Genomic DNA, 20,249 nt, shown 5'->3' on the forward strand with positions numbered 1-20,249 from the left:
TCGCCGCCTGATCACCCTTCATCGCCCTATCCACAACATTTGACAATTGCTCGCGGCGGTTGCCGCGCAGGCGCTCGCGGTGGCGGTGCAGGAAGTCCCAGTAGAGCGCGGTGACCGGGCACGCGTCGGGGCCCGTCCGCTTCTTCGGGTCGTACCGGCACGACGGGCAGTGCCGGGACATCTTCGAGATGTAGTTGCCGCCCGCCGCGTACGGCTTCGTCATCATCTCGCCGCCGTCGGCGTAGAGGGCCATCCCGGCGGCGTTCGGCGCCATCACCCACTCGGCGCCGTCGACGAACGCCGTCTCGAACCAGCGCACCGCCTCCCACGGCTCCACGCCGGTCAGCAGCAGGACGTTCCCGAGCACCATGAGCCGCTCGATGTGGTGGGCGTAGGCGTCCTCGCGGACTCCGGCGAGCGTCGCGTCGAGGCACTCCCACCCCGACCGCGCGGTCGACGACGTGTAGACCGCGGGCAGGGCCCGGCGCGCGCGCAGCGCGTTGCGCCGCGACCAGTCGCCGCCCCGCAGCCAGTACATCCCCCACACGTACTCGCGCCAGCCGATCACCTGCCGGACGAACCCCTCGACGCTCTGCAGCGGCGCGTCGCCGTCGTGGTAGGCGCGCTCGGCGGCCCGGACCGCGGTGAGCGGGTCGAGCACGCCGAGGTTGAGGGGGACGGAGAGGTTCGCGTGGAAGAGCAGCCGCTCGCCGGGGACCATCGCGTCCTGCCACGGCCCGAAGTCGGCGAGGCGCTTCTGGACGAAGTCCTTCAGCGCCCGGCGAGCCTCGTCGGGCGTCACCGCGACGAGCCGCGGGCCGTCGTCGCCGTAGGCCTCGATGGCGCCGGCCGAGACGAGCCGGTCGAGGTCGGCACGCACCTCGTCGTCGACGTCGTCCTCCCGCGGACGGTAGGGCCGCGGGGCGTCGAGGCCGTCCTTCGGCGGCCGGCGGTTCTCGGCGTCGAAGTTCCAGCGACCCCCGAGGGGCTCGCCGTCGTCGTCGAGGAGGACGCCGTGCTCGCGACGCATGTCGCGGTAGAAGTCCTCCATGAGGAGGCGCGTGCGGCCGTCGGCCCAGGCGGCGAACCGCTCGGGGCCGACGAGGAACTGGTTCGAGCCGACGACCCGGACGCCGAGGCCCTCGAGGTGCTCGCGCGCACCGCGGCGGTTCGGCGCCGCGCCGACGAGCTCCTCCCCGTCGTGGGCGCGCAGCGCGTCGGCGAACGACGTGGCGCCGCGGTGCTCGACGACGTCGAGACCCTTCTCGCGCAGGTCCGCGGCGAGGCGGCGCATCCCGACGAGGACGGCGTGCAGGCGCCGCCGATGGACCGGGCGGCGCGCCATGAGCGCCGTCGACTCGACGAGCACGACGCGGTCGGCGCCGTCGAGCGCCGGGTTCGAGCGCATGAGCTGGTCGCCGAGCACGAGGGCGGTGTGGGGCATGCCGGGGATACGCATCCCCGGGCGGGACGGGTTGCATTCCGCCGCCGGCGGCGGTTAGGGTCGGTTCAATCATGGAACGCAAGAGCTACGCCGAGATGCACTGCTCGGTCGCGCAGTGCCTCGAGGTCGTCGGGGACTGGTGGTCGCTGCTCATCGTCCGGGACGTGTTCCTCGGGGTCCGTCGGTTCGACGACTTCCACGAGCGGCTCGGGATCTCGCGCAACACGCTCAACCAGCGGCTCGCGCGGCTCGTCGAGAACGGGGTCCTCGAGAAGGTCCCCTACAGCGAGCGGCCGCCGCGGTCCGAGTACCGGCTCACCGAGCGCGGCATCGACCTCTGGCCGATCATCGACGCGATGCGGCAGTGGGGCGACAAGCACGCCGCGCCCGACGGCCCACCGATCGAGATCGTCCATCGCGGCTGCGGCGAGCACGTCGACCCGGTGCTCAGCTGCCCGTGCTGCGGCGACCGGCTCGACGCCCGCGGCGTGTACGCGACCCCGGGCCCCGGAGAGGTCGAGCGCCTCGTCGTCCGCACCCGCCACGTCAACGACAGCAAGGGGACCGCAGCATGACCACCGAGACCAAGCGCGCCGTGTGCGCGGTCTGCGACATCGCCTGCCAGCTCGACGTCACGGTCGGCGGCGGCGAGGTGGTGAAGATCACGCCGCCGTCCAACCCGGTCATCAAGGACAACTTCTGCGTCAAGGGCATCTCCGCCGCGAAGCTCTACGCGCGGCCCGAGCGCCTCACGACGCCGCTGCGGCGCGTCGGCGAGCGGGGCGAGGGACGCTTCGAGGAGGTGAGCTGGGACGACGCCCTCGACGACATCGCGCAGCGACTGCGACGCGTCGTCGAGACCCACGGTCCCGAGGCGTTCGCGGTCGCGACGTCTGGGTGGAACACGAGCGTCGACAACGGCATGTGTCGTCGCTTCATGAACCTCCTCGGCTCGCCGAACTTCACGAGCGGCGTCGCCTTCTGCATGGGGAACACGGCCGCCGTGACGAAGTTCACCCTCGGCTGGTTCCCGTGGCCGGACCTGCTCAACACGGACCTCATCGTCCTCAACGGGCACAACCCGCGCCGGCACTCGTGGACGCCGATCTACAACTTCATCCGCCGCGCGCAGCAGCGCGGGGCGAAGGTCATCGTGCTCGACCCGCGCGTGTCGGGGCAGGCCGACCGGGCCGACGTCCATCTCCAGCTGCGCGCCGGGACGGACGCCGCGATGTACCTCGGATGGCTCAAGGTGATCATCGACGAGCGCCTCTACGACGAGGAGTTCGTCCGCGACTGGACGGTCGGGTTCGACGAGCTGCGCGAGCGCGCCGACGAGTACCCGCTCTCGCGCGTGGAGGAGATCACCGGCGTGCCCGCCGCGCAGATCCGCGAGGCCGCGCGCGTGTACGCCACGGCGCGGTCGGCGTGCATGCCGTGGTCCCCGGTGACCGACCAGCAGGTCTCCTCGACCTCGGCGCTGCGGCTGCAGAGCATCGTGAAGGCGATCTGCGGCCACCTCGACATCCCGGGCGGCGAGCTCCTCTACGGGTACAACCCCGAGTACGTCGCCGAGACGACGCTCGAGCAGCACGAGCGGCTCGCTCCCGAGCAGCGCGCGAAGCAGCTGGGGTCCGACACGCACCCGGCGTTCACCTACCGCGCCGGCGACATCATGGCGCCGCACACCGAGCGGGTCTACGGCCACCGCCACGCGAACATCGTCATGGGCTCGTACATGGCGAACCCGACGGCGCTGTTCCGCGCGATGGACACCGGCGACCCCTATCCGGTGAAGGCGTTCTTCAGCCTCGGCAACAACACGATGATGAGCTTCGCCAACCAGCAGCAGATCCGGCGGGGGCTCATGAACCAGGACCTCGTCGTCTCGCACGACCTGTTCATGACGCCGACGGCGCAGCTCTCCGACTACGTGCTGCCCGGCGACACGTGGCTCGAGCGTCCCAACGTCCACGACTCGTGGCTGTGGCGCTCGTGGCTCATCGCCTCCGAGAAGGCGGTCGATCCGCCGCCCGGGTGCCGCGGCGTCTTCGACCTCTGGCGCGGCCTCGCCGTCCGCATGGGCCTCGAGGAGGAGTTCCCGTGGACGTCGGTCGAGGAGATCCTCGACCACCGGCTCACGCCGCTCGGGATGTCCTATCAGGAGTTCTGCGACACGCACGACATGCGCATCGCTCCCTTCGAGTACCGCTCCTACCGCAAGACGGGCTTCGCGACGCCGTCGGGCAAGGTCGAGCTGCGGTCGAGCGTCCTCGACGAGCTCGGGTTCGACCCGCTCCCGTACCACCGCGAGCCGCCGAGCGAGCCGGACCACCCGTTCAGGCTCTTCGTCGGCGTCCGCGAGGACCCGTACTTCATGACCGGCCAGCGCCAGCTGCCGTCGCTGCGCAAGATGTCTCCGCTGCCGAAGGTGTTCGTCCACCCCGACGACGCGGCGGCCCACGGGCTCGCCGACGGCGACTGGGCGGAGGTGAGCTCGACCCAGGGGGCGATCAGCGCGATGGTCGAGATCCGCTCCGAGATGCTCGCGGGACATCTCCGCGTCCCCCGCGGCTGGTGGTTCCCCGAGCTGCTCGACGAGCTCGAGGGCGGGGGCGCCCACGAGCACAACGACGCGAACCTCATCGCCGACTCCGACGACTACCTCGACTTCGAGCAGGGCGTCCCGCAGCTGAAGGGGTTCCCGGGGTCGATCCGGCGGCTCGACGAGCCACCGGCGCACATGGCGCACGTCCAGCACCTCCCCGTCGACGCGACGGTGACGCGATGACCGTCCGCAAGGAAGCGGCGCTGCGTGCGCGCGAGGCGCAGGCCACCGTCGAGCAGGCGCTGCTCAACCGCGCGCTGCGCCACCGCAAGAGCCGGGCCGACCACGTCGTCACGCGGCTCGTCATGACGAAGCTGCCCGAGATCCCCGACGACCAGTCGGGCGGGGCCCCGGGCCAGCGCGGCCGGCTCGACGCGCCGCCACGCGCGGACTGACCACCTCGGCGGGTCAGGGGGTGCCGTTTCGCAGGCGCAGGTACTCGGCCCTCGCGACGAAGTTGCCGCGCATCTCTCGGCGCACGTCGTCGAGGAACTCCTCGCGGTAGGTCGCGTCGGTGAGGACCGCGATCGCGTAGTAGAGCCCGCTGATCGCCGCGATGCCCGTCGCGACCTGGAGGAGCTCGGTCGTGAGGCCGACGTCGATCCCGAGAGGGGTGATCGCATCACCCGGGCTGCCGAGCCACGAGACGACGACCTCCTCCCGGATCGTCAGGAGCCCGAAGATCACGAAGAACGCGGCGACCGCGACGGTGACGACGACGACCTGCAGCGCGTGACCCACGAACAGGACGAGGCCCACGTTGAAGAGCTGGCGGCGGCCGAGGTCGGGCCCTCGCTCGCCCGCCTCGGCCTCGATCTCGTCGAGCTCGCGCGGGAGGCGCAGGACGACGAACCCGGAGCCGACGAGGACGAGCAGCACGACGACCGCGACGAGCGTGAGGACGTCCATCCGCGCGAAGACCTCCCACATCTCGGTGTTGACGAAGAGGACGACGCTGAAGAGGAGCAGCAGCGGGATCGCCCGGGCGAGGAGCGACAGCGAGCGCAGGAGCTGGCGGGCGAGCCGGCCCGCGGCCCAGCGCACGATCGCGACGAGCCCGACGGCGAGGACGCCGTAGAGGAGGGCGAGCACGGCGAGGTTGCCGGCCGCGGTGACGATCGCGCTCGTCACCTGCCCGCCGAAGACGTACGGGAGGACCGCCGGCAGGAGGACGAAGGCCGCGAGCTCGAGGCCCCCGATCGACTCGGGGATCGCGAGGACCTTGCGGCCGCGGACCCGGTTGACGAGGAGGACGCCGCCGATCGCGATCGCGAACGACCCCACGCCGGCGGCGATGTTCGCCCCGAGCCCCCACTCGAGGTTGAGGCCGCCGAGCATCTCGGCGACGAAGACGAGGGCGAGGACCGGGAAGGCGCGGTTCCACACGTCGGTCTCGGCGTCGACGTCCTCGATGAACAGCGGGAGCCCGGCGCGGCGGAACCGCTCCTCGTAGGCCTCGATGTCCTCGTCGCCGGCGATCGCGACACCGTATCCGCGCCGGCCGTCAGTCGCCCGCCGCGCGGTAGCGCTCCATCGCCCGCTTGCGCTCCTCCCCGTGGTCGACGACCGGCGCCGGGTAGTCCTCGCCGATGACGCAGCCCGCCTCGTCCTGCTCCTCGTCGGTCATCGTCCACGGCTCGAAGATCCGCTTCGCGGGGACGTCGTTCAGCTCGGGCACCCAGCGGCGGACGTACTCGCCGTCGGGGTCGAACTTCTTCGCCTGCGTCGTCGGGTTGAACATGCGGCGGAAGTAGGGCGCGGGGTCGACCCCCGTCGAGGCGATCCACTGCCAGTTGCCGTTGTTCTGCGACGGCTCGCCGTCGAGGAGGAGCCGCTCGAAGTGCGCCTCGCCGTGACGCCAGTCGAGGTGGAGGTCCTTCGTGAGGAACGAGCCGACGATCATCCGCGTGCGGTTGTGCATCCACCCCGTCCGGGCGAGCTGCCGCATCCCCGCGTCGACGACGGGGTAGCCGGTGCGGCCCTCCCGCCACGCATCGAGCAGCTCGTCGTCGTGGTCCCACTCGAGCGACCGGTAGCGCTCCTGGTACTCGTGGCGGAGGTTGTCGGGGTGCGTGAGCAGGACGTGCGCGTAGAAGTCGCGCCACGCGAGCTGGCGGACGAAGGCGTCGGCGCCCTCCCCGCCGCGGTCACGGGCCTTCTCCTCGAGCTCGCGCGGGCTCACGAGCCCCCAGCGCAGGTACGGAGAGAGCACGCTCGTCCCGCCGGCGAGCCGGTCGTGGAGGTCCGCGTAGCGGTCGACGGGTCCCCGCAGCCAGGCGTGCATCGCGTCACGCGCCGCCGTCTCCCCCGCCTCACGGACGGGCTCGGGGACCTCGTCGGCGAGGCCCAGCGCGTCGAGGGACGGCAGCCGGCCCTTCTTCAGCGACGACGGCAGGCCGCCGAGGTCGCGGGGCGCGCCGTGGACCGGCCGCCGCTCGGCCGTCTCCCATCGGCGCGAGAACGGCGTGAAGACGGCGTAGGGCTTGCCGTCGCCCGTCCGCGGCTTCGAGACGTCGATGCAGTAGCTGCCCGGACAGGGGACCGGCTCCACGTCGACATCGCGGAGCGCCTCCGTCGCCCGCCGGTCGCGCGCCCGCGCGTACGGCGCCGCGTCGCTCGTCCAGTACACCGCGTCGGCCTTCGCCTCGCGGGCGACCGCGACGACCTCGGCGACGACGTCGGAGCCCCGTCGCACGACGAGCCCCGACCCGCGCTCCTTCAGCGCGTCGTCGAGCTCGCGCAGGCCGTCGAGCATGAACCGCGTCCTCGCGCCGCTCGCGAACCGGCCGCCGAGGAGCGCGTCGTCGAGGACGAAGAGCGGGACGACGCGGTCGTGCGCCGCATTCGCCTCGTGGAGGGCCGGGAGGTCGTGGACGCGGAGCTCGCGCCGGTACCAGACGATCGCTGTCGAGGTCATCGATCGGAGATACGGGCGTCGGTGCGCCACGGTCGACCGTAGACTCGACGGAGATGTCCGAAGACGTCGTCCATCGCTTCCCTCTCTTCCCGCTCGGGCTCGTCGCACTCCCCCACGAGCTCGTGCCGCTCCACATCTTCGAGGAGCGCTACCGGACGATGATCGCCGAGTGCCTGGAGAGCGGGTCCGAGTTCGGCATCGTGTGGGCCGGTGATCACGGACTGCGGATGAGCGGGTGCGCCGTCCGGGTCGAGGAGGTCCTCGAGCGCTTCGACGACGGCCGGATGAACATCGTCGCCCGGGGGACGCGACGGCTGCGGCTGCTCGACGAGGATCTCGAGGACGTCCCCTACCCCGCCGGCACCGTCGAGTTCGTCGCGGACAAGGACGAGGAGGTCGACGCGGCGACGCTCGACGAGGCCCACGAGGCGTACGCGAAGCTCGTCGAGGCGGCGACCGACAAGATCCTCGAACCGTCGGAGCTCGCGGACCTCGGCTCCTACGAGATGGCGGCGACCGTCGACTTCGGGCTCGACGCGAAGCAGGGCCTCCTCGACCTCCGCTCCGAGAACGCGCGCCTGCGGCTCGTCACCCGGCTCTTCCGCGCCGCGATGCGCCGCCTCGACTTCATCGAGAAGGCCGAGGTCCGCGCGCGGTCGAACGGCAAGGTGCGCTTCAGCTGACCCGGTCGCCGGGCGCCGCGAGGACGTCCGCGGCCGCGGGCTCGGGAATCGGCGCGCGCCGCCACGGCGGCCGGCCCTCGGCGCCGAGGTAGCTGCCACCGAGGATGAGAGCGAGGCCGGCGACCGTGGCGGCCGTGACGTCCTCGCCGAGCAGGACCGCGCCGTAGACGACCGCGAAGCCCGGAGCGAGATAGGCGACGAGCATCGCCCGCGACGGCCCGACGGCCGCGATCGTCGAGTAGAAGATGAGGAACGCGACGCCCGTGCCGACCGCGCCGAGCGCCGCGAGCGCGGCGGTGCTGCCGGCCCCGACCTCGTCCGGCGCCGTCGCGACGGCGAACGGGAGCGTCACGAGCGCCGCGACGACCATCGAGGCGGCCGCCACGCCCGCGGGCCGCACGTCGCCGAGGCGCCGCTTGAGGTGGTGCCCGCCGACCGCGTACCCGAAGCCCGCGAGGAGGACGAGTCCGCCGCCGAGGATCGCCATCGCGTCGCCGGACAGGTCGACGCCGAAGAGGAGGACGATCCCGACGATGCCGACGACGATCCCGACGGCCGACCACCCCTCCATCCGCTCCTCCGGATCGAGACGGATGGCGAGCAGCGCGGTGAAGATCGGCGCCGAGGCGACGAGGATGCCCGCGAGGGCGCTGGGGATGTAATGCTGGCCCTCGGCGATGCAGAGGAACGGGATCGCGATCTGCACGAGCGCGAGGATCGCGACGTCCGGGAGCCGCCCCCGGAGTCCGGCGAACGCTCCCGTCCGCCACGCGATCGGGACGAGGACGAGCGCCGCGAGCGACGTGCGACCGAAGACGATGAACGCGCTCGAGTAGTCCTCGAGCGCCAGCTCGACGAAGAGATATGAGGCTCCCCACGTCGCCGCGAGAGCGCCGAGCGCGACCCAGTGGCGGCGACCCATGCGACACATCGTCGCACCGGGCGCGGTGCGCTACCGCTCGCGGTCGCACGCCTCCTGCGCGAGCGCGCGGACGAGCACCTGCAGCTCCTGCAGCTCGTCCGGGACCGGCTGCGAGTTGTCGGCGAACGTCACCGTCCCCTCCTCGGAGCGCACCTCGTAGCGCAGCTGCGACCCCGGTCGCGGCGGGTTGCGCGGCGACGTCTCGACGATGCCGGGCTCCTCGTCGTCCGGCTCGCCGTTGAGAGCGCGGGCGATCGCGCGGGCGTCGATGAGCTGCTCCGAGGTGATCTGGACCTCCGGGCCGCCGTCGCAGCGGACGAACCCGCCGTCGGTCACGCGCAGGCGCAGCTCCGCGTCGGGAAGCGACCCCGACCGCTGGACGATGAAGAGGTCCGGCGACGGCGTCCCCTCGGCGCACGCGCCGAGGCCGGCCGCCGCGGCCAGGCACAGGAGCACGAGGCGCCTCACGCGATCACCGCCGCACCACCGCGACGCGGGTCGCCCGCGCCGCTGACCTCGCGCGTCACCGGATGGCACTCGACCGCCTGGACGCCGCCGAAGAAGAGGTTGCGCCCGCGGAACGGCGCGACCGTCCTCCCGACACGGCTCAGGACGTCGAGGTCGATCCCCGGCTCGGTGTAGACGACGCCGCTCTCGAAGTGGAGTCGCGGGGCGACCACGGCCTCCTGCGCGCGGAGCCCGCGGTCGACGACCCCCACGATCGTCTGCAGGATCGCCGAGCGGATGCGGTTCGAGCCCGCGCTGCCCACGACGAGCTCGACCCCCGCCTCGCCGCGGACGATCGTCGGCGCCATCATCGACGGCATCCGGCGACCGGGCGCGAAGGCGTGGAAGCCCAGCGGGTTGAGGTCCTCCTCGCCCATGATGTTGTTCGGGTGCACGCCGGTGCCGGGGACGACGATCCCGCAGCCCTCGCCGTTCGTGCAGGTCACGGCGCACGCCAGCCCGCTCTCGTCGAGGACCGAGACGTGGGTCGTCGACCCGAGCCTCTCGGCGAGGAGGCGCTCGCCCGCGCCGGGGCGGTCGAGACCGGAGACGAACTCGGGGGTGCGGCCGGCCTGCACCTGCTCCATCACCTCGACGAGCCGGTCGGCGGCGGGGCCGCTGCGTCCCGGCGGGTCCTCGTCGCGGTCGAGGAGGCCGAGCGCGATCGCGATGAGGACCCCGCCGGCCGACGGTGGCGGGTTCGTCGCGACCTCGCGGCCGCGGTAGCCGACGCGCACCGGCTCGCGGGGGACGGCGACGTAGGCGGCGAGGTCCTCGAACGTGAGGGTCCCGCCGCGGTCGGCGAGGTACGAGACGACGGTCTCCGCGACCTCGCCGGTGTAGAACGGCGCCGCCCCGTCGGCCCCGAGCCGCTCGATGGCGTCGCCGAGGTCGTCGGAGCGGAAGACGTCCCCCTCGCGCAGGAGATGTCCGTCCGGCGCGAAGACGGCGGTCGCCTCCGGCGTCGAGACGAGGATGCCCTCGAGGATCTCGAAGACGTAGGCCTGCGCGGCGTTGAGCGGGACGCCTTCGCGCGCGACGACGGCGGCACGCCTCGCGAGCTCGGAGATCGGGACGCTCCCCCAGCGCTGCGCGGCCGCGCAGATCCCGGCCGGGTTCCCCCACGCCCCCACGGAGGCCGGACCGACGTTGAAGACCTGCACGGCGTCGCCGAAGGACACCTCGACCGGCACGAGCTCGGCCCGGACGGCGCCGTCGCCCCCGACCCCCGGAGCCGACACGAAGAAGTCGAGGAGCACCGGCTCGGACTCCGCGCCGGCGACGAGCATGTAGCCGCCCGCACCGGGGCCCGTGAGGAGCGGCTCGGCCGTGAACGACGTGAGCATCGCGGCGAGCGCCGCGTCGACGGCGTTGCCGCCCTCGCGGAGGACCGACGCGCCCGCCTCGGCGCTCGTCGGGTGCCCGGCGGCGACGACGCCGCGCGCGGGGCTCACCCGATCCCTCGCGCGTGACGTGCGGACGGGCTCGGCATCGCGGAGATCCTCCCACGAGGTGCTAGCTTCGGGCCGACCTTGGCCTGGATCCTCCTCCTCACCGCCGGGCTCCTGGAATGCGTGTGGGCGATCGCCCTCAAGGAGTCCGACGGGTTCTCGAAGCTGGTGCCGAGCGTCGTCTTCGCCGTCGCGGGGACGGCGAGCATCGTCCTCCTCGCGCTCGCGCTGCGGGAGCTTCCCGCGGGGACCTCGTACGCGGTGTGGACGGGCATCGGCGCCGTCGGCACCGCCATCCTCGGCATCGTGCTGCTCGACGAGTCCGCCGCCCCGGCGCGGCTCGCCGCGATCGCGCTCATCGCGACCGGCATCGTCTGGCTCGCCATCGTCGAGTGACCGGTGACGACGACGGGCCCGGCGGCTCGCCGGGCCCGTCGTCCTCTCTCCCCCTCAGGAGACTCGTTCAGCCGCGCGGGATGAACTCGGGGACGTCGAGCTCGCTCATGCGCAGCGGCCCCTTGCGCTCCGACCGCTCCTCGCGCGGCGGCCGCGCCGGACGCTCCTCGCGCTGACGCGGGCGCTCCTCGCGCGGGGCGGTGCGCCGCTCCACCCGCGGCTCGCCCGCCGGCTCTTCGAGCGTGGTGCGGCGCGTCGACGCAGGCTGGCGCTCGCGGTCGCGGACCGGGCCGCTCGCCCCGCTGAACCCGGTCGCGACGACGGTCACCCACACCTGGTCGGCGAGCTTCTCGTCGACCATCGCCCCGAAGATGATGTTCGCCTCCGGGTGGGCAGCCTCCGCGACGGCCTTCGCGGCCTCGTTGACCTCCCAGAGCGAGAGGTCGCTGCCCGCGGTGATCGAGAGGAGGATCTTCCGCGCGCCGTCCATGCTCGTCTCGAGCAGCGGGGAGGACACCGCCTGCTTCGCCGCCTCGACCGCACGATGCTCGCCGTCGCCCATGCCGATCCCGAGGAGGGCGTTCCCCGCCTCGGACATGATCGTCCGCACGTCGGCGAAGTCGAGGTTGATGAGGCCCGGGAGCGTCACCAGGTCGCTGATGCCCTGCACGCCCTGACGGAGGACGTCGTCGGCGACGCGGAAGGCGTCGACCATCGACGTGTGCTTGTCGAGGACGGTGAGCAGCCGGTTGTTCGGGACGACGATGAGCGTGTCGACCTCGTCGGCGAGCGCATCGACCCCCTCGTCCGCCGCGGCCATGCGACGGCTGCCCTCGAAGCCGAACGGCTTCGTGACGATGCCGACCGTGAGCGCGCCGATGTCCCGCGCGAGCCGCGCGACGATCGGTGCGGCACCCGTCCCGGTGCCGCCACCGGCGCCCGCCGCGACGAACACCATGTCGGAGCCCTTCAGGAGCGCCTTGATCTTGTCGAGGTCCTCCTGCGCCGAGCGGCGACCGAGCTCGGGGTCCGAGCCGGCGCCGAGCCCGCGGGTGATCTGCGGGCCGATGTGGAGGGTGACGTCCGCCGTCGACTGCTGGAGCGACTGGACGTCGGTGTTGACGGCGATGAACTCGACGCCCGCGACCTCCGCCTCGACCATGCGGTTGACGGCGTTGACGCCGGCGCCGCCGACGCCGACGACGCGGATGACGGGCTCGACCACCCGATCGGCCGCGGCCCCCCACCCCGAGGACGCGCCGCCGCGGGCGTACGGGTCGTGGTTCGCCGGCATCGCCGGCGGCATGAGCTCCTCGTGGGCGGGCGGCGGCGGCGGCGTCCTCGGAGGCGTCCGCGGCGAGGCCATCACGTCCTCGGGGAGCTCGGAGCTGAACGCGTCACGCAGACGCTCCTGCGGTGAGCGCGGCTCGGGCTCGGGCTCGTCCATCGCGGGCTCGTCCTGCGCACCGAGGGACGGGTGCGGATACGGCGTCTCGCGGACGCGCGGCTCGAACGCCTCGGCCGCGGGGGCGACCGCCGGCTCGGGCGCGGGCGCGGGCTCGCGCGGAGGCTCGGGGGTCCCGGCGGCCTCCGGAGCGGGCGCGGGCGCGGGCTCGCGCGGAGGCTCCGGCGCGGACGCCTCGCGGCCCGCCACGTCGAGACGCTGCTGCGCGGGATCGGACGCCGCGGCGCGCGCCGCCTCCGTCGCCGGGGGCGGAGGCGCAGGGGCCCCCGCCTGGGGCTGATCGGACGCGCTGACCTCGCTGCGGGCCACGTGCTCCTGCACCTCCTCGGTCTTGCGGAAGAGGGCCGCGAGCGGCCCCTCCCGCATCGACGCGCGCTTACCGCTTCCCATGGGTGAGAACCTCCTTCGCGAGATCGCGATAGGACTGGGCGGCCATGCCGTCCGGGTCGTACTTGAGCACCGACATGCCCTTCACGGGCGCCTCCGCAAACCGCACGGTCTTCTTGATCCGCGACGCGAAGACGCGGTCGCCGAAGTTCTCCTCGAGGATCTCGATCGCCTCCTTGGCGTGGACGGTCCGCGTGTCCATCAGCGTCGGGAGGATCCCCTCGATCTCGACGTCCGGGTTGAGGTTCTCCCGGATCATCGCGAGGGTGTTCTGGAGCTGGATCAGCCCGCGCATGGAGAGATACTCGCATTGCACGGGGACGATCACCTTGTCCGCGGCCGTGAGGGCGTTGATCGTGAGCAGCCCGAGGCTCGGCGGCGTGTCGATGCAGATGAAGTCGTAGTCCTCGCGGATCGCCTTGAACGCCTTCTCGAGAGCGCGCTCGCGGCCGATCATCGTCGACATCGCGATCTCCGCCCCGGCGAGGTCGATCGACGCGCAGGCGACGTCGATCTCGCGCTTGCGGATCACCTCGCGGATGGGGAGCCCGTGCACGAGCACGTCGAACATCGACTGCTCGAGCGCGTCGGGATCGATCCCCTGGGACATCGTGAGGTTCCCCTGGGGATCCATGTCGACGCACAGCACGCGGTGCCCCTTCTCGGCGAAGGCGACGGCGAGGTTGAGCGTCGTCGTCGTCTTGGCGACGCCGCCCTTCTGATTCGCGAAGACGATGACCTCTGGGTTCTTCTCCACACTCGACACGGGTCGCTCCGGTGGGTCGGTCTGTCGGCCCCGGCCGGGGCCGCCACGTCGGGGGTTTTCGCGATCGGGGCCGCGGTTCCTGCACGGCGCGTCGGCCACGCGGGGTCATAGGATCCCGGCATGGCCGCACGCGACGGGGACGCGCACCGCCTCGTCGTCGTGACGGGGAAGGGCGGGGTGGGCAAGACGACGGTCGCCGCCGCCCTCGCGCTCGACGCCGCGCGGCGCGGGCGACGGACGATCCTGGCGGAGGTGAGCGGGCGGGACGACGCGTCGCGCATGCTCGGAGCCGGGCCCGGGGACCCCTCGCGGGAGCGCGTCGTCGGCGACCGGCTCGCCCACGTGAGCGTCGACCCCGAGCACGCTCTCGAGGAGTACCTCATCGACCAGCTCCCCGTGCGGGCCCTCGCGGAGGTCCTCTCCCAGAGCAGGGCCTTCACGTACCTCACCGCCGCGACCCCGGGCCTCGCGGAGCTCCTCACGATCGGCAAGGTCTGGGAGCTCGCCCAGCCGCAGCGCCGTCTCCCCCACCGCCATCCGTACGACCTCGTCGTGCTCGACGCGCCCGCGACCGGCCACGGGCTCGCGATGCTCCGGTCCCCCCGGACGTTCGCCGATGCCGCCCACGTCGGTCCGATCGCGCGCCAGGGCCGTACGATCGAGGACATGCTGAGAGATCCCCGACGCACGGCGGTCGTCGCGGTCGCGACGCCGGAGGAGCTGGCCGTCACCGAGGCGCTCATGCTCCGCGACGGCCTGCGCGAGACGCTCGGCATGCCGCCGGCGCTCGCGGTCCTCAACGCGGTCCGCCCGGCCCGCCTCGGACCGCGCGACGGAGAGGCGATCGCCGAGGCCGTCGCGGCGGCGCCGAGCCCGCGCGCCCGGTCGGCGCTGCGCGTCGCCGCGCGGGTCGAGCGCACGACGCGCGCCCAGCGCGCGCAGGTGTCCCGGCTGCGGCGCGCGTTCCGCGACGAGGTGCCGGTCGTCTCGGTCCCGTTCCTCACCGGCGGCACGTCGGACCCGGCCGGGCTGCACGAGCTCTCCGACGAGCTCGGCCGCCGGATCGACCGGGCGGAGGCGACGCTGTGAGCGGCGCGATCGACGACCGGCTCGCCGGCAAGCGGATCTGCATCGTCGCGGGGTCGGGCGGCGTCGGGAAGACGACGACGTCCGCGGCGATCGCCCTCGGTCTCGCCGCCCGCGGCAAGCGCGTCGCCGTCGTGACGATCGACCCGGCGAAGCGCCTCGCGCAGGCGCTCGGCCTGGAGGACCTCGGCAACGAGCCCCATCTCGTCGACCCCGCCCTCTTCGCCGAGGCCGGCCTCGAGGTGCGCGGCGAGCTGTGGGCGATGATGCTCGACGCGAAGCGGACGTTCGACGAGCTCATCGACCGGCTGGCGCCGGACGCGGAGACGCGAGACGAGATCCTCTCGAACCGCATCTACCAGGAGCTCTCGGGCGCCGTCGCCGGGTCGCAGGAGTTCACCGCGATCGCGAAGCTCTACGACCTCGACCGCGAGGGGGGCTTCGACGTCCTCGTCCTCGACACGCCGCCATCGCGCAACGCCCTCGACTTCCTCGACGCCCCCGACCGCCTCACCGCCTTCTTCGAGGGGCGGGCGCTCAAGATGTTCCTCGCGCCGACGGGGCTCGCCGCGAAGATCGTCGGCCGCGGCACCGGCGTCGTCTTCAGCGTCCTCAAGCGCGTCACCGGCGTCGACCTCCTCGAGGACCTCTCGGTCTTCTTCCGGGCCCTCGGCGGGATCATCGACGGCTTCACGGAGCGTGCCGCGGGCGTCAAGGCGCTCCTCGACGACCCGGGGACGACCTTCGTCGTCGTCACCTCGCCCCAGCCGGAGCCCGTCGACGAGGCCCTGTTCTTCCACGGGAAGCTCCGCGATGCGGGCATGCCGTTCGGCGCCCTCGTCGTCAACCGCCTCACGCCCGCGGCGGAGACGGCGCCCGTCGACGTCGAGAGCCTCACGGAGGAGATCTCGAAGGCGCTGGAGCCGGCGCTCGCGCGGAAGGTCGCCCGCACGTACGCCGACGAGCAGGAGATCGCGGCCCGCGACGCGGCGAGCGTCGAGCGGCTGTGCCGGGAGCTCGCCATCGACGACCCGGTCCTCGTCCCCCTCCTCGACGGCGAGGTCTCCGACATCGCGGGGCTCGTCGGCGTCGAGCGGCACCTCTTCGCTGACGACGCCGAGCGCGAGCGACTGCTCGCGGAGGTGGCGGGCCGCGACGCCGTGGAGGCCACGCGGTCGCGAACAGAGGTTCGTCCGCGTCAGTAGCCGGGAACGAAGAGAGTCGAGATGCCCGCCGAGCCTCCGACACGCCGGGCGGGCCGCGACGTCCCCCACGGCCTCGCGCTTGCGGCCGCCTGGACCTGGCGACTCCTCGTCGTGGCGATCGGAGCGGTCGCTCTCGGCTGGGTGTTCCTGCGGCTCTCGATCATCACGATCCCGCTGTTCATCGCGCTCATCGTCACCTCGGCGCTCTGGCCGCTGACGACGGCGTTCCGGCGGATCGGGGCGCCTCCGGCGCTCGCCGCCTTCGCGACCTTCTTCCTCCTCCTCGGCGTCGTCGCCGGCGCGGGGGTCCTCCTCGGACCCTCCGTCGTCGACCAGGCCACCGACCTCGAGCAGAGCATCCGCGAGGGCGCCTCGGAGCTGCCCGACGCGCTCGGGGGCTTCGGCATCGAGCGCCAGGAGGTGGAGGACGCCGTCGACGGCGCCGTCGACGCGCTGCGCGACAACGCGCGGATGATCGGCCTCGGCGTCTTCGAGGCCTTCCTCGTCGCCGCGAACATCGCCGCCGGGTTCGTCCTCGGCCTCGTCATCCTCTTCTTCCTCCTCAAGGACGGCCCGGCGCTGTGGACCTCGCTCCTCAAGGTCGTGCCCGGGGAGAACAGGGAGGAGGTCGACCGCGCGGGTCGAGCGGCGTTCGACGCGATGTCGCGCTACGTCCGCGGCCAGGCTCTCGTCGCCCTCATCGACGCGATCGGGATCGGCCTCGCGCTCCTGCTGGTGGGTGTCCCGCTCGTCATCCCGATCGCCGTCCTCACGTTCGTCCTCGCGTTCATCCCGTTCATCGGCGCGTTCGTGTCGGGTCTCGTCGCCGTGCTCGTCGCGCTCGCGTTCGGCGGCGTGACGGACGCGCTCATCATCTTCGGCGCGGTCATCGCCGTGCAGCAGCTCGAGGGCAACGTCCTGCAGCCCGTCATCGTCGGCAAGGCGGTCTCCCTCCACCCGGTCGTCGTGCTCATCGCGGTCGGCACCGGAGGCTCGCTCGCCGGGATCGCCGGTGCGGTCGTCGCGGTCCCGCTCGCGGCCGCGATCCACGGTGCGGTGCAGAGCCTCGCCGGCGAGGCGGATGCCGCCGCCGAGACGGCGGCGGCGAGCGACGAGCAGGCCGCCCTGCCCTTCGCGGCCGGGGCGTCGCCGAGGGCTAGCGCACCCGGACCCCGTAGCGCCGGATGATCGGCTCGCGGTCGGAGAAGACGGCGACCTCGACGTCGTAGAGGCCGCGCTTCGTCGCCTTCGACGGGCGCCAGCGCGCCGCGACCGGCTTGCCGGAGCAGCGGTGGACGAGCGTCTTCACGACCCGGCGGCCCTTCTTCACCCTCACGCGGGTGACGACCGGCTGCGCGGGGACGATCCGGGCGACGGTCGTCGAGCGGCCTCTGCGCGCCGAGCGCTCGCCGCGGCGGACCCGCTTCGCGATCCGGCCCTGCCGGCTCGGCACGGTCACCGCCGTCGCCGTCCGCTCCCAGCCCGAGGTCACCGAGATCTGCGTCCGCCCGGGGCAGCGTGCGACGAAGCGACCGGAGGTCGTCTGCGTCGCCGCATCGCGGCGCGGGTCGTCGTCGGCGGCCGCAACGGGGCGCAGGACCCGCTCGTTGCCGGTCTCCCAGATGCGCGCCGGCGCCGGGAGGCTCTCGCGAGGCGTCGACGTCGGGACGTCCTGCTGACCGGCCACCGCCGCGGCGCCGAAGCCGCTCACGACGACGACGCCGAGCGTCGCGCCGAGGGCCGCACGCGGCGCGCGCTCGAGCATGCGGAAGCGGGCGGCGCCGACGAGGAAGAGGCCGACGAGGAGGAGCGGACCGCCGTAGAGGACGATGTCTCCGCCGGCGCCGGCGAGGAAGCCCGAGCGCGCCTCGGGACGCACCGGATCGGGGTCGCGGAGCTCGAGGCGGTCGACCTTCGCGGGGTCGTTGAAGACGGGCTGGCGGCCGAAGGCCGAGAACGCGCCGACCTCGCCGCGCCCGAGGCGCGCGGGCCCCTCGACGGTGATGCCGTCCTCGACGAAGATCGGGACGACGTCGCTCGTCACGCCGTCCTGCGCGACGCGGACGAGCCGGTAGCCGTGCCAGTACCCGTGGTCGACGCCGACCGGGCCCTCGGTGTACAGCTCGCCGCCGGCGCCCCCGTCGATGAAGTACGGCACGTCACCCGCGCCGCGGTAGAGGAACTGGCCCTTGATGTGGCCGACGAAGACACCGTCGACGCCGGTCTCCGCGGCGGCCCGCTCGAAGGCGCCGTTGTCCGGCGAGATCCCCTTGCCCATGACGTGGTTGCGGGCGGTGAGGTCGGTGTAGGACTGGTCGCGGGGATCGCGCGTCGGCATGTGCATGACGACGAAGACGGCCTTCCCGGCGCGCGTCGCCTCGGTCGCGCGGGCGCGGAGGAAGTCGAGCTGCGTCGCTCGCGAGGCCTCCGCGCGCGCCTGGAACGGATCGCAGCTCGTGAGGCCCCAGCACGAGTTGTCGAGGAAGATCCAGCGGACGCGGCCGACGTCCGCGTAGTACGTCCCGGCGGCGCCCGCCGGGTCGCCGGCGGGCCGCGCAGGCCCGATGCCGTCGTACGTCGCGGCGTCGCCCATCGGGAACGGGCGGTCGCGGAAGACCTGCTTGTACTCGTCGAGCGAGTCGGGGGTCGTGAGGTAGAAGAGCCCGACGGTTCCCCCCGGCGCTCCGGGCGGAGCCTTGCGGTCGTGGTTGCCGACCCCCGCGAGGTACGGGACGCCGGCCTCGTCGAAGCGCTCCATCACGCGCTTCCAGCCCTCGAGCTGCGCGGCCTCCCCGTCGTCGGCCTTGTCGCCGCTCATGGTGACGAGGGCCGGGTCGTACGCCGCGGCGCCCTCGACGACCTTCGGGAGGAGCGTCCCCCCGTCGGCGTCGTTGTAGTGCTCCTCGCCGAAGTGGACGAAGAGGTCGCCGGGCCCCTTCTTCGGCGGCCACGGCTCGTCGGCGCGCTCGGCGTGCGCGGCGGGGGCGGACACGAGGACGGCCGCGCAGGCGGCCGTCAGGAGACGAGGCACGATCGACATCCACCGGAAGGGTAGGGCGATGGGCCGGATCGTGGTGAAGTTCGCGTGAAGGCGGCGCCCCCCGCCCGCTACGCGGCGGTCGGCTGGTCCTCTCCGAGGAGGCGGTCCGCGAGCCCGCGGAGATCGGGATCGAGATGGCCGCAGAGGACGTCGCGGAGGATCGCTCGCAGGTGGCCGGCGAGCTCCGCGACGAGCACCGCGACGGTGTCGTCGTCGGGCGCCACGCCGGCGATGCAGGCGCGCTCGAGAGCGATGATCTCGCTCACCCTCGCGGTGAGCTCCTCACGCCCGCCGGGCTCGGCGCACAGCGCCGCGAGGCGGGCGGCGAGAAGGTCGCCCCGCAGGCCGTCCGGGTCGAGGAGCGCCCGGAGCGCGAGGAGGTGATCGGTGAGCGCCTGGCCGGGGTCGGACTGCAGCGAGCCCAGCTCGAAGCGCGCGAGGGCCCATGCCAGCGGTCCGCTGCGCGGGGTCCGCCGGCCGATGAGGCTGCAGAAGGCGCGGAGCTCGTCCTCGCGATCGACGGGGACGACGCACGGGTCGAGATCGAGGGCGGACTCGGGCCGCAGCGGGAGGCCGGACGGGACGCCGCGCCACGCCCCGTCGCCGCTGCGGACCCAGGCGGCGGGGCCGGCGGCGACCGGGACGTCGGTGTAGAGACGGAGCGCGGCGAGCGCGCGCCGCAGGCGGGCCCGCGCCTCGCGGAGCGGCATCGGGTCGCCCGGTGCCGCCTCCCACTCGAGCACGGCGACGGTGTGCGGGTCGGAGCCTCCGCGCGGCCACGCGGCCTCCGAGGGCACGTCGTCGAGCTGGTCGCCCCGGACGAGCTCGAGGCCGTCGCCCATGGGCACCTCGGCGCCGGCGAGGCGGAGTCCGAGGACCGGCACGACGACCTGGACGATCTCGCGGCCCTCGCGGGTGCGCCGCGAGAGCTCCTCGATCGCGCGCTCGAGGCGCGGCGCCTCGAGGATGAAGTCCGTCGAGTCCTCGAAGACGCGGGTGAGGAAGATCCGCAGGGCGACCTCCGCCCGCGCGCGCCCGCCTGCCGGCGCGCGGTCCTCGCCGTGCGCCGCGAGGTAGGTGTCGAGCCCCCCGGCGGCCGCGAGCGCGTGGACCGCGGGGAGGTAGCTCGGAAGGCGGCCGAGGAGACCGAGGCGCTCCCGGATGAAGTCGGTGGTGAGGGGTCGGTAGCAGTAGAGCGGCGTGTCGCGCTGCGGGCCGACGGTCTCGACGACCTCGAAGGCGACCTCGGCGCCGTCCTCGGCCTCTGAGGCGAGCTGCCACGCGGCCTCCTCGGCGAACGCGGCGAGCGCGGCGTGGAGCTGGCGGTTGCGCATGCGGTCGCGTTCGCCCTCGGGCGGCGCCCTCCTGCCCC

The 20,249-nt window shown here is 73.3% G+C and carries 18 protein-coding genes; 8 read left to right on the plus strand and 10 right to left on the minus strand.

Features of this window, described 5'->3' with window-relative positions; all coding sequences use genetic code 11:
* The coding region (locus ACME2J_RS15185) for a cryptochrome/photolyase family protein (protein WP_495545776.1) at positions 1-1,444 on the minus strand (1,444 nt) is incomplete at its 3' end.
* A 71-nt stretch (positions 1,445-1,515) separates the two neighbouring features.
* Between ACME2J_RS15185 and ACME2J_RS15190 the strand changes: the two genes are divergently transcribed.
* The 3 genes from ACME2J_RS15190 to ACME2J_RS15200 are packed head-to-tail and all read left to right on the plus strand — an operon-like array spanning position 1,516 to position 4,447.
* Positions 1,516-2,019, plus strand: coding sequence for a winged helix-turn-helix transcriptional regulator (locus ACME2J_RS15190; protein WP_495545777.1), 504 nt, complete (start codon positions 1,516-1,518; stop codon positions 2,017-2,019).
* Positions 2,016-4,235 (plus strand): molybdopterin-containing oxidoreductase family protein, encoded by a 2,220-nt coding sequence (locus ACME2J_RS15195; RefSeq protein WP_495545778.1) that lies wholly within the window; start codon positions 2,016-2,018, stop codon positions 4,233-4,235. The genes ACME2J_RS15190 and ACME2J_RS15195 overlap by 4 nt, the downstream gene beginning before the upstream one ends.
* The gene (locus ACME2J_RS15200) at positions 4,232-4,447 is read left to right on the plus strand and encodes a hypothetical protein (protein WP_495545779.1); all 216 of its coding nucleotides are present in this window, start codon (positions 4,232-4,234) and stop codon (positions 4,445-4,447) included. Before ACME2J_RS15195 ends, ACME2J_RS15200 begins: the two co-directional genes overlap by 4 nt.
* A 13-nt stretch (positions 4,448-4,460) precedes the next feature.
* Here the strand turns inward: ACME2J_RS15200 and ACME2J_RS15205 are convergent, their stop codons facing one another.
* A complete protein-coding gene (locus ACME2J_RS15205; protein WP_495545780.1) occupies positions 4,461-5,438 on the minus strand; it encodes a hypothetical protein in 978 nt (325 codons plus the stop codon).
* A 118-nt stretch (positions 5,439-5,556) separates the two neighbouring features.
* Entirely contained in the window at positions 5,557-6,969 is a 1,413-nt protein-coding gene (locus ACME2J_RS15210; protein ID WP_495545781.1) for a cryptochrome/photolyase family protein, read from the minus strand.
* 53 nt (positions 6,970-7,022) lie between these two features.
* Here ACME2J_RS15210 and ACME2J_RS15215 point away from each other — a divergent pair, with 53 nt between their 5' ends.
* Positions 7,023-7,652, plus strand: a complete 630-nt coding sequence (locus ACME2J_RS15215) for an LON peptidase substrate-binding domain-containing protein (RefSeq protein WP_495545782.1) — start codon at positions 7,023-7,025, stop codon at positions 7,650-7,652.
* Here the strand turns inward: ACME2J_RS15215 and ACME2J_RS15220 are convergent.
* Genes ACME2J_RS15220 through ACME2J_RS15230 form a run of 3 tightly spaced genes read right to left on the minus strand, consistent with a single transcriptional unit; the run spans position 7,645 to position 10,535 of the window.
* Entirely contained in the window at positions 7,645-8,574 is a 930-nt protein-coding gene (locus ACME2J_RS15220; RefSeq protein WP_495545783.1) for a DMT family transporter, read from the minus strand. The two genes, ACME2J_RS15215 and ACME2J_RS15220, sit on opposite strands and share 8 nt — an antisense overlap.
* 30 nt (positions 8,575-8,604) lie before the next feature.
* Positions 8,605-9,042, minus strand: a complete 438-nt coding sequence (locus ACME2J_RS15225) for a hypothetical protein (RefSeq protein ID WP_495545784.1) — start codon at positions 9,040-9,042, stop codon at positions 8,605-8,607.
* On the minus strand, positions 9,039-10,535 hold the full coding sequence (locus ACME2J_RS15230) for a gamma-glutamyltransferase family protein (protein WP_495545785.1): 1,497 nt from the start codon (positions 10,533-10,535) through the stop codon (positions 9,039-9,041). Before ACME2J_RS15230 ends, ACME2J_RS15225 begins: the two co-directional genes overlap by 4 nt.
* Before the next feature lie 78 nt (positions 10,536-10,613).
* Between ACME2J_RS15230 and sugE the strand changes: the two genes are divergently transcribed.
* The gene (sugE, locus tag ACME2J_RS15235; protein WP_495545786.1) at positions 10,614-10,928 is read left to right on the plus strand and encodes a quaternary ammonium compound efflux SMR transporter SugE; all 315 of its coding nucleotides are present in this window, start codon (positions 10,614-10,616) and stop codon (positions 10,926-10,928) included.
* Between the two features lie 67 nt (positions 10,929-10,995).
* Here the strand turns inward: sugE and ftsZ are convergent, their stop codons facing one another.
* Together ftsZ and ACME2J_RS15245 are read right to left on the minus strand one after the other, a co-directional pair.
* Positions 10,996-12,222, minus strand: a complete 1,227-nt coding sequence (ftsZ, locus tag ACME2J_RS15240; protein WP_495545805.1) for a cell division protein FtsZ — start codon at positions 12,220-12,222, stop codon at positions 10,996-10,998.
* 547 nt (positions 12,223-12,769) lie between these two features.
* On the minus strand, positions 12,770-13,537 hold the full coding sequence (locus ACME2J_RS15245; protein WP_495545787.1) for a ParA family protein: 768 nt from the start codon (positions 13,535-13,537) through the stop codon (positions 12,770-12,772).
* Positions 13,538-13,666: 129 nt separating this feature from the next.
* On the opposite strand from ACME2J_RS15245, the gene ACME2J_RS15250 reads away from it, so the two are divergent.
* From ACME2J_RS15250 to ACME2J_RS15260, 3 genes are read left to right on the plus strand one after another with little or no spacing between them, the layout of a single operon-like run.
* Positions 13,667-14,635 (plus strand): ArsA-related P-loop ATPase, encoded by a 969-nt coding sequence (locus ACME2J_RS15250; protein WP_495545788.1) that lies wholly within the window; start codon positions 13,667-13,669, stop codon positions 14,633-14,635.
* Positions 14,632-15,837, plus strand: a complete 1,206-nt coding sequence (locus ACME2J_RS15255) for an ArsA family ATPase (RefSeq protein ID WP_495545789.1) — start codon at positions 14,632-14,634, stop codon at positions 15,835-15,837. Before ACME2J_RS15250 ends, ACME2J_RS15255 begins: the two co-directional genes overlap by 4 nt.
* Before the next feature lie 21 nt (positions 15,838-15,858).
* On the plus strand, positions 15,859-17,025 hold the full coding sequence (locus ACME2J_RS15260) for an AI-2E family transporter (RefSeq protein ID WP_495545790.1): 1,167 nt from the start codon (positions 15,859-15,861) through the stop codon (positions 17,023-17,025).
* Here the strand turns inward: ACME2J_RS15260 and ACME2J_RS15265 are convergent.
* Together ACME2J_RS15265 and ACME2J_RS15270 are read right to left on the minus strand one after the other, a co-directional pair.
* Entirely contained in the window at positions 16,994-18,877 is a 1,884-nt protein-coding gene (locus tag ACME2J_RS15265; RefSeq protein WP_495545791.1) for a metallophosphoesterase family protein, read from the minus strand. The two genes, ACME2J_RS15260 and ACME2J_RS15265, sit on opposite strands and share 32 nt — an antisense overlap.
* Positions 18,878-18,945: 68 nt before the next feature.
* Positions 18,946-20,211, minus strand: a complete 1,266-nt coding sequence (locus ACME2J_RS15270) for a hypothetical protein (protein ID WP_495545792.1) — start codon at positions 20,209-20,211, stop codon at positions 18,946-18,948.
* Between the last annotated feature and the right edge of the window lie 38 nt (positions 20,212-20,249).

The sequence above is a fragment of the Paraconexibacter sp. genome (assembly GCF_059438195.1).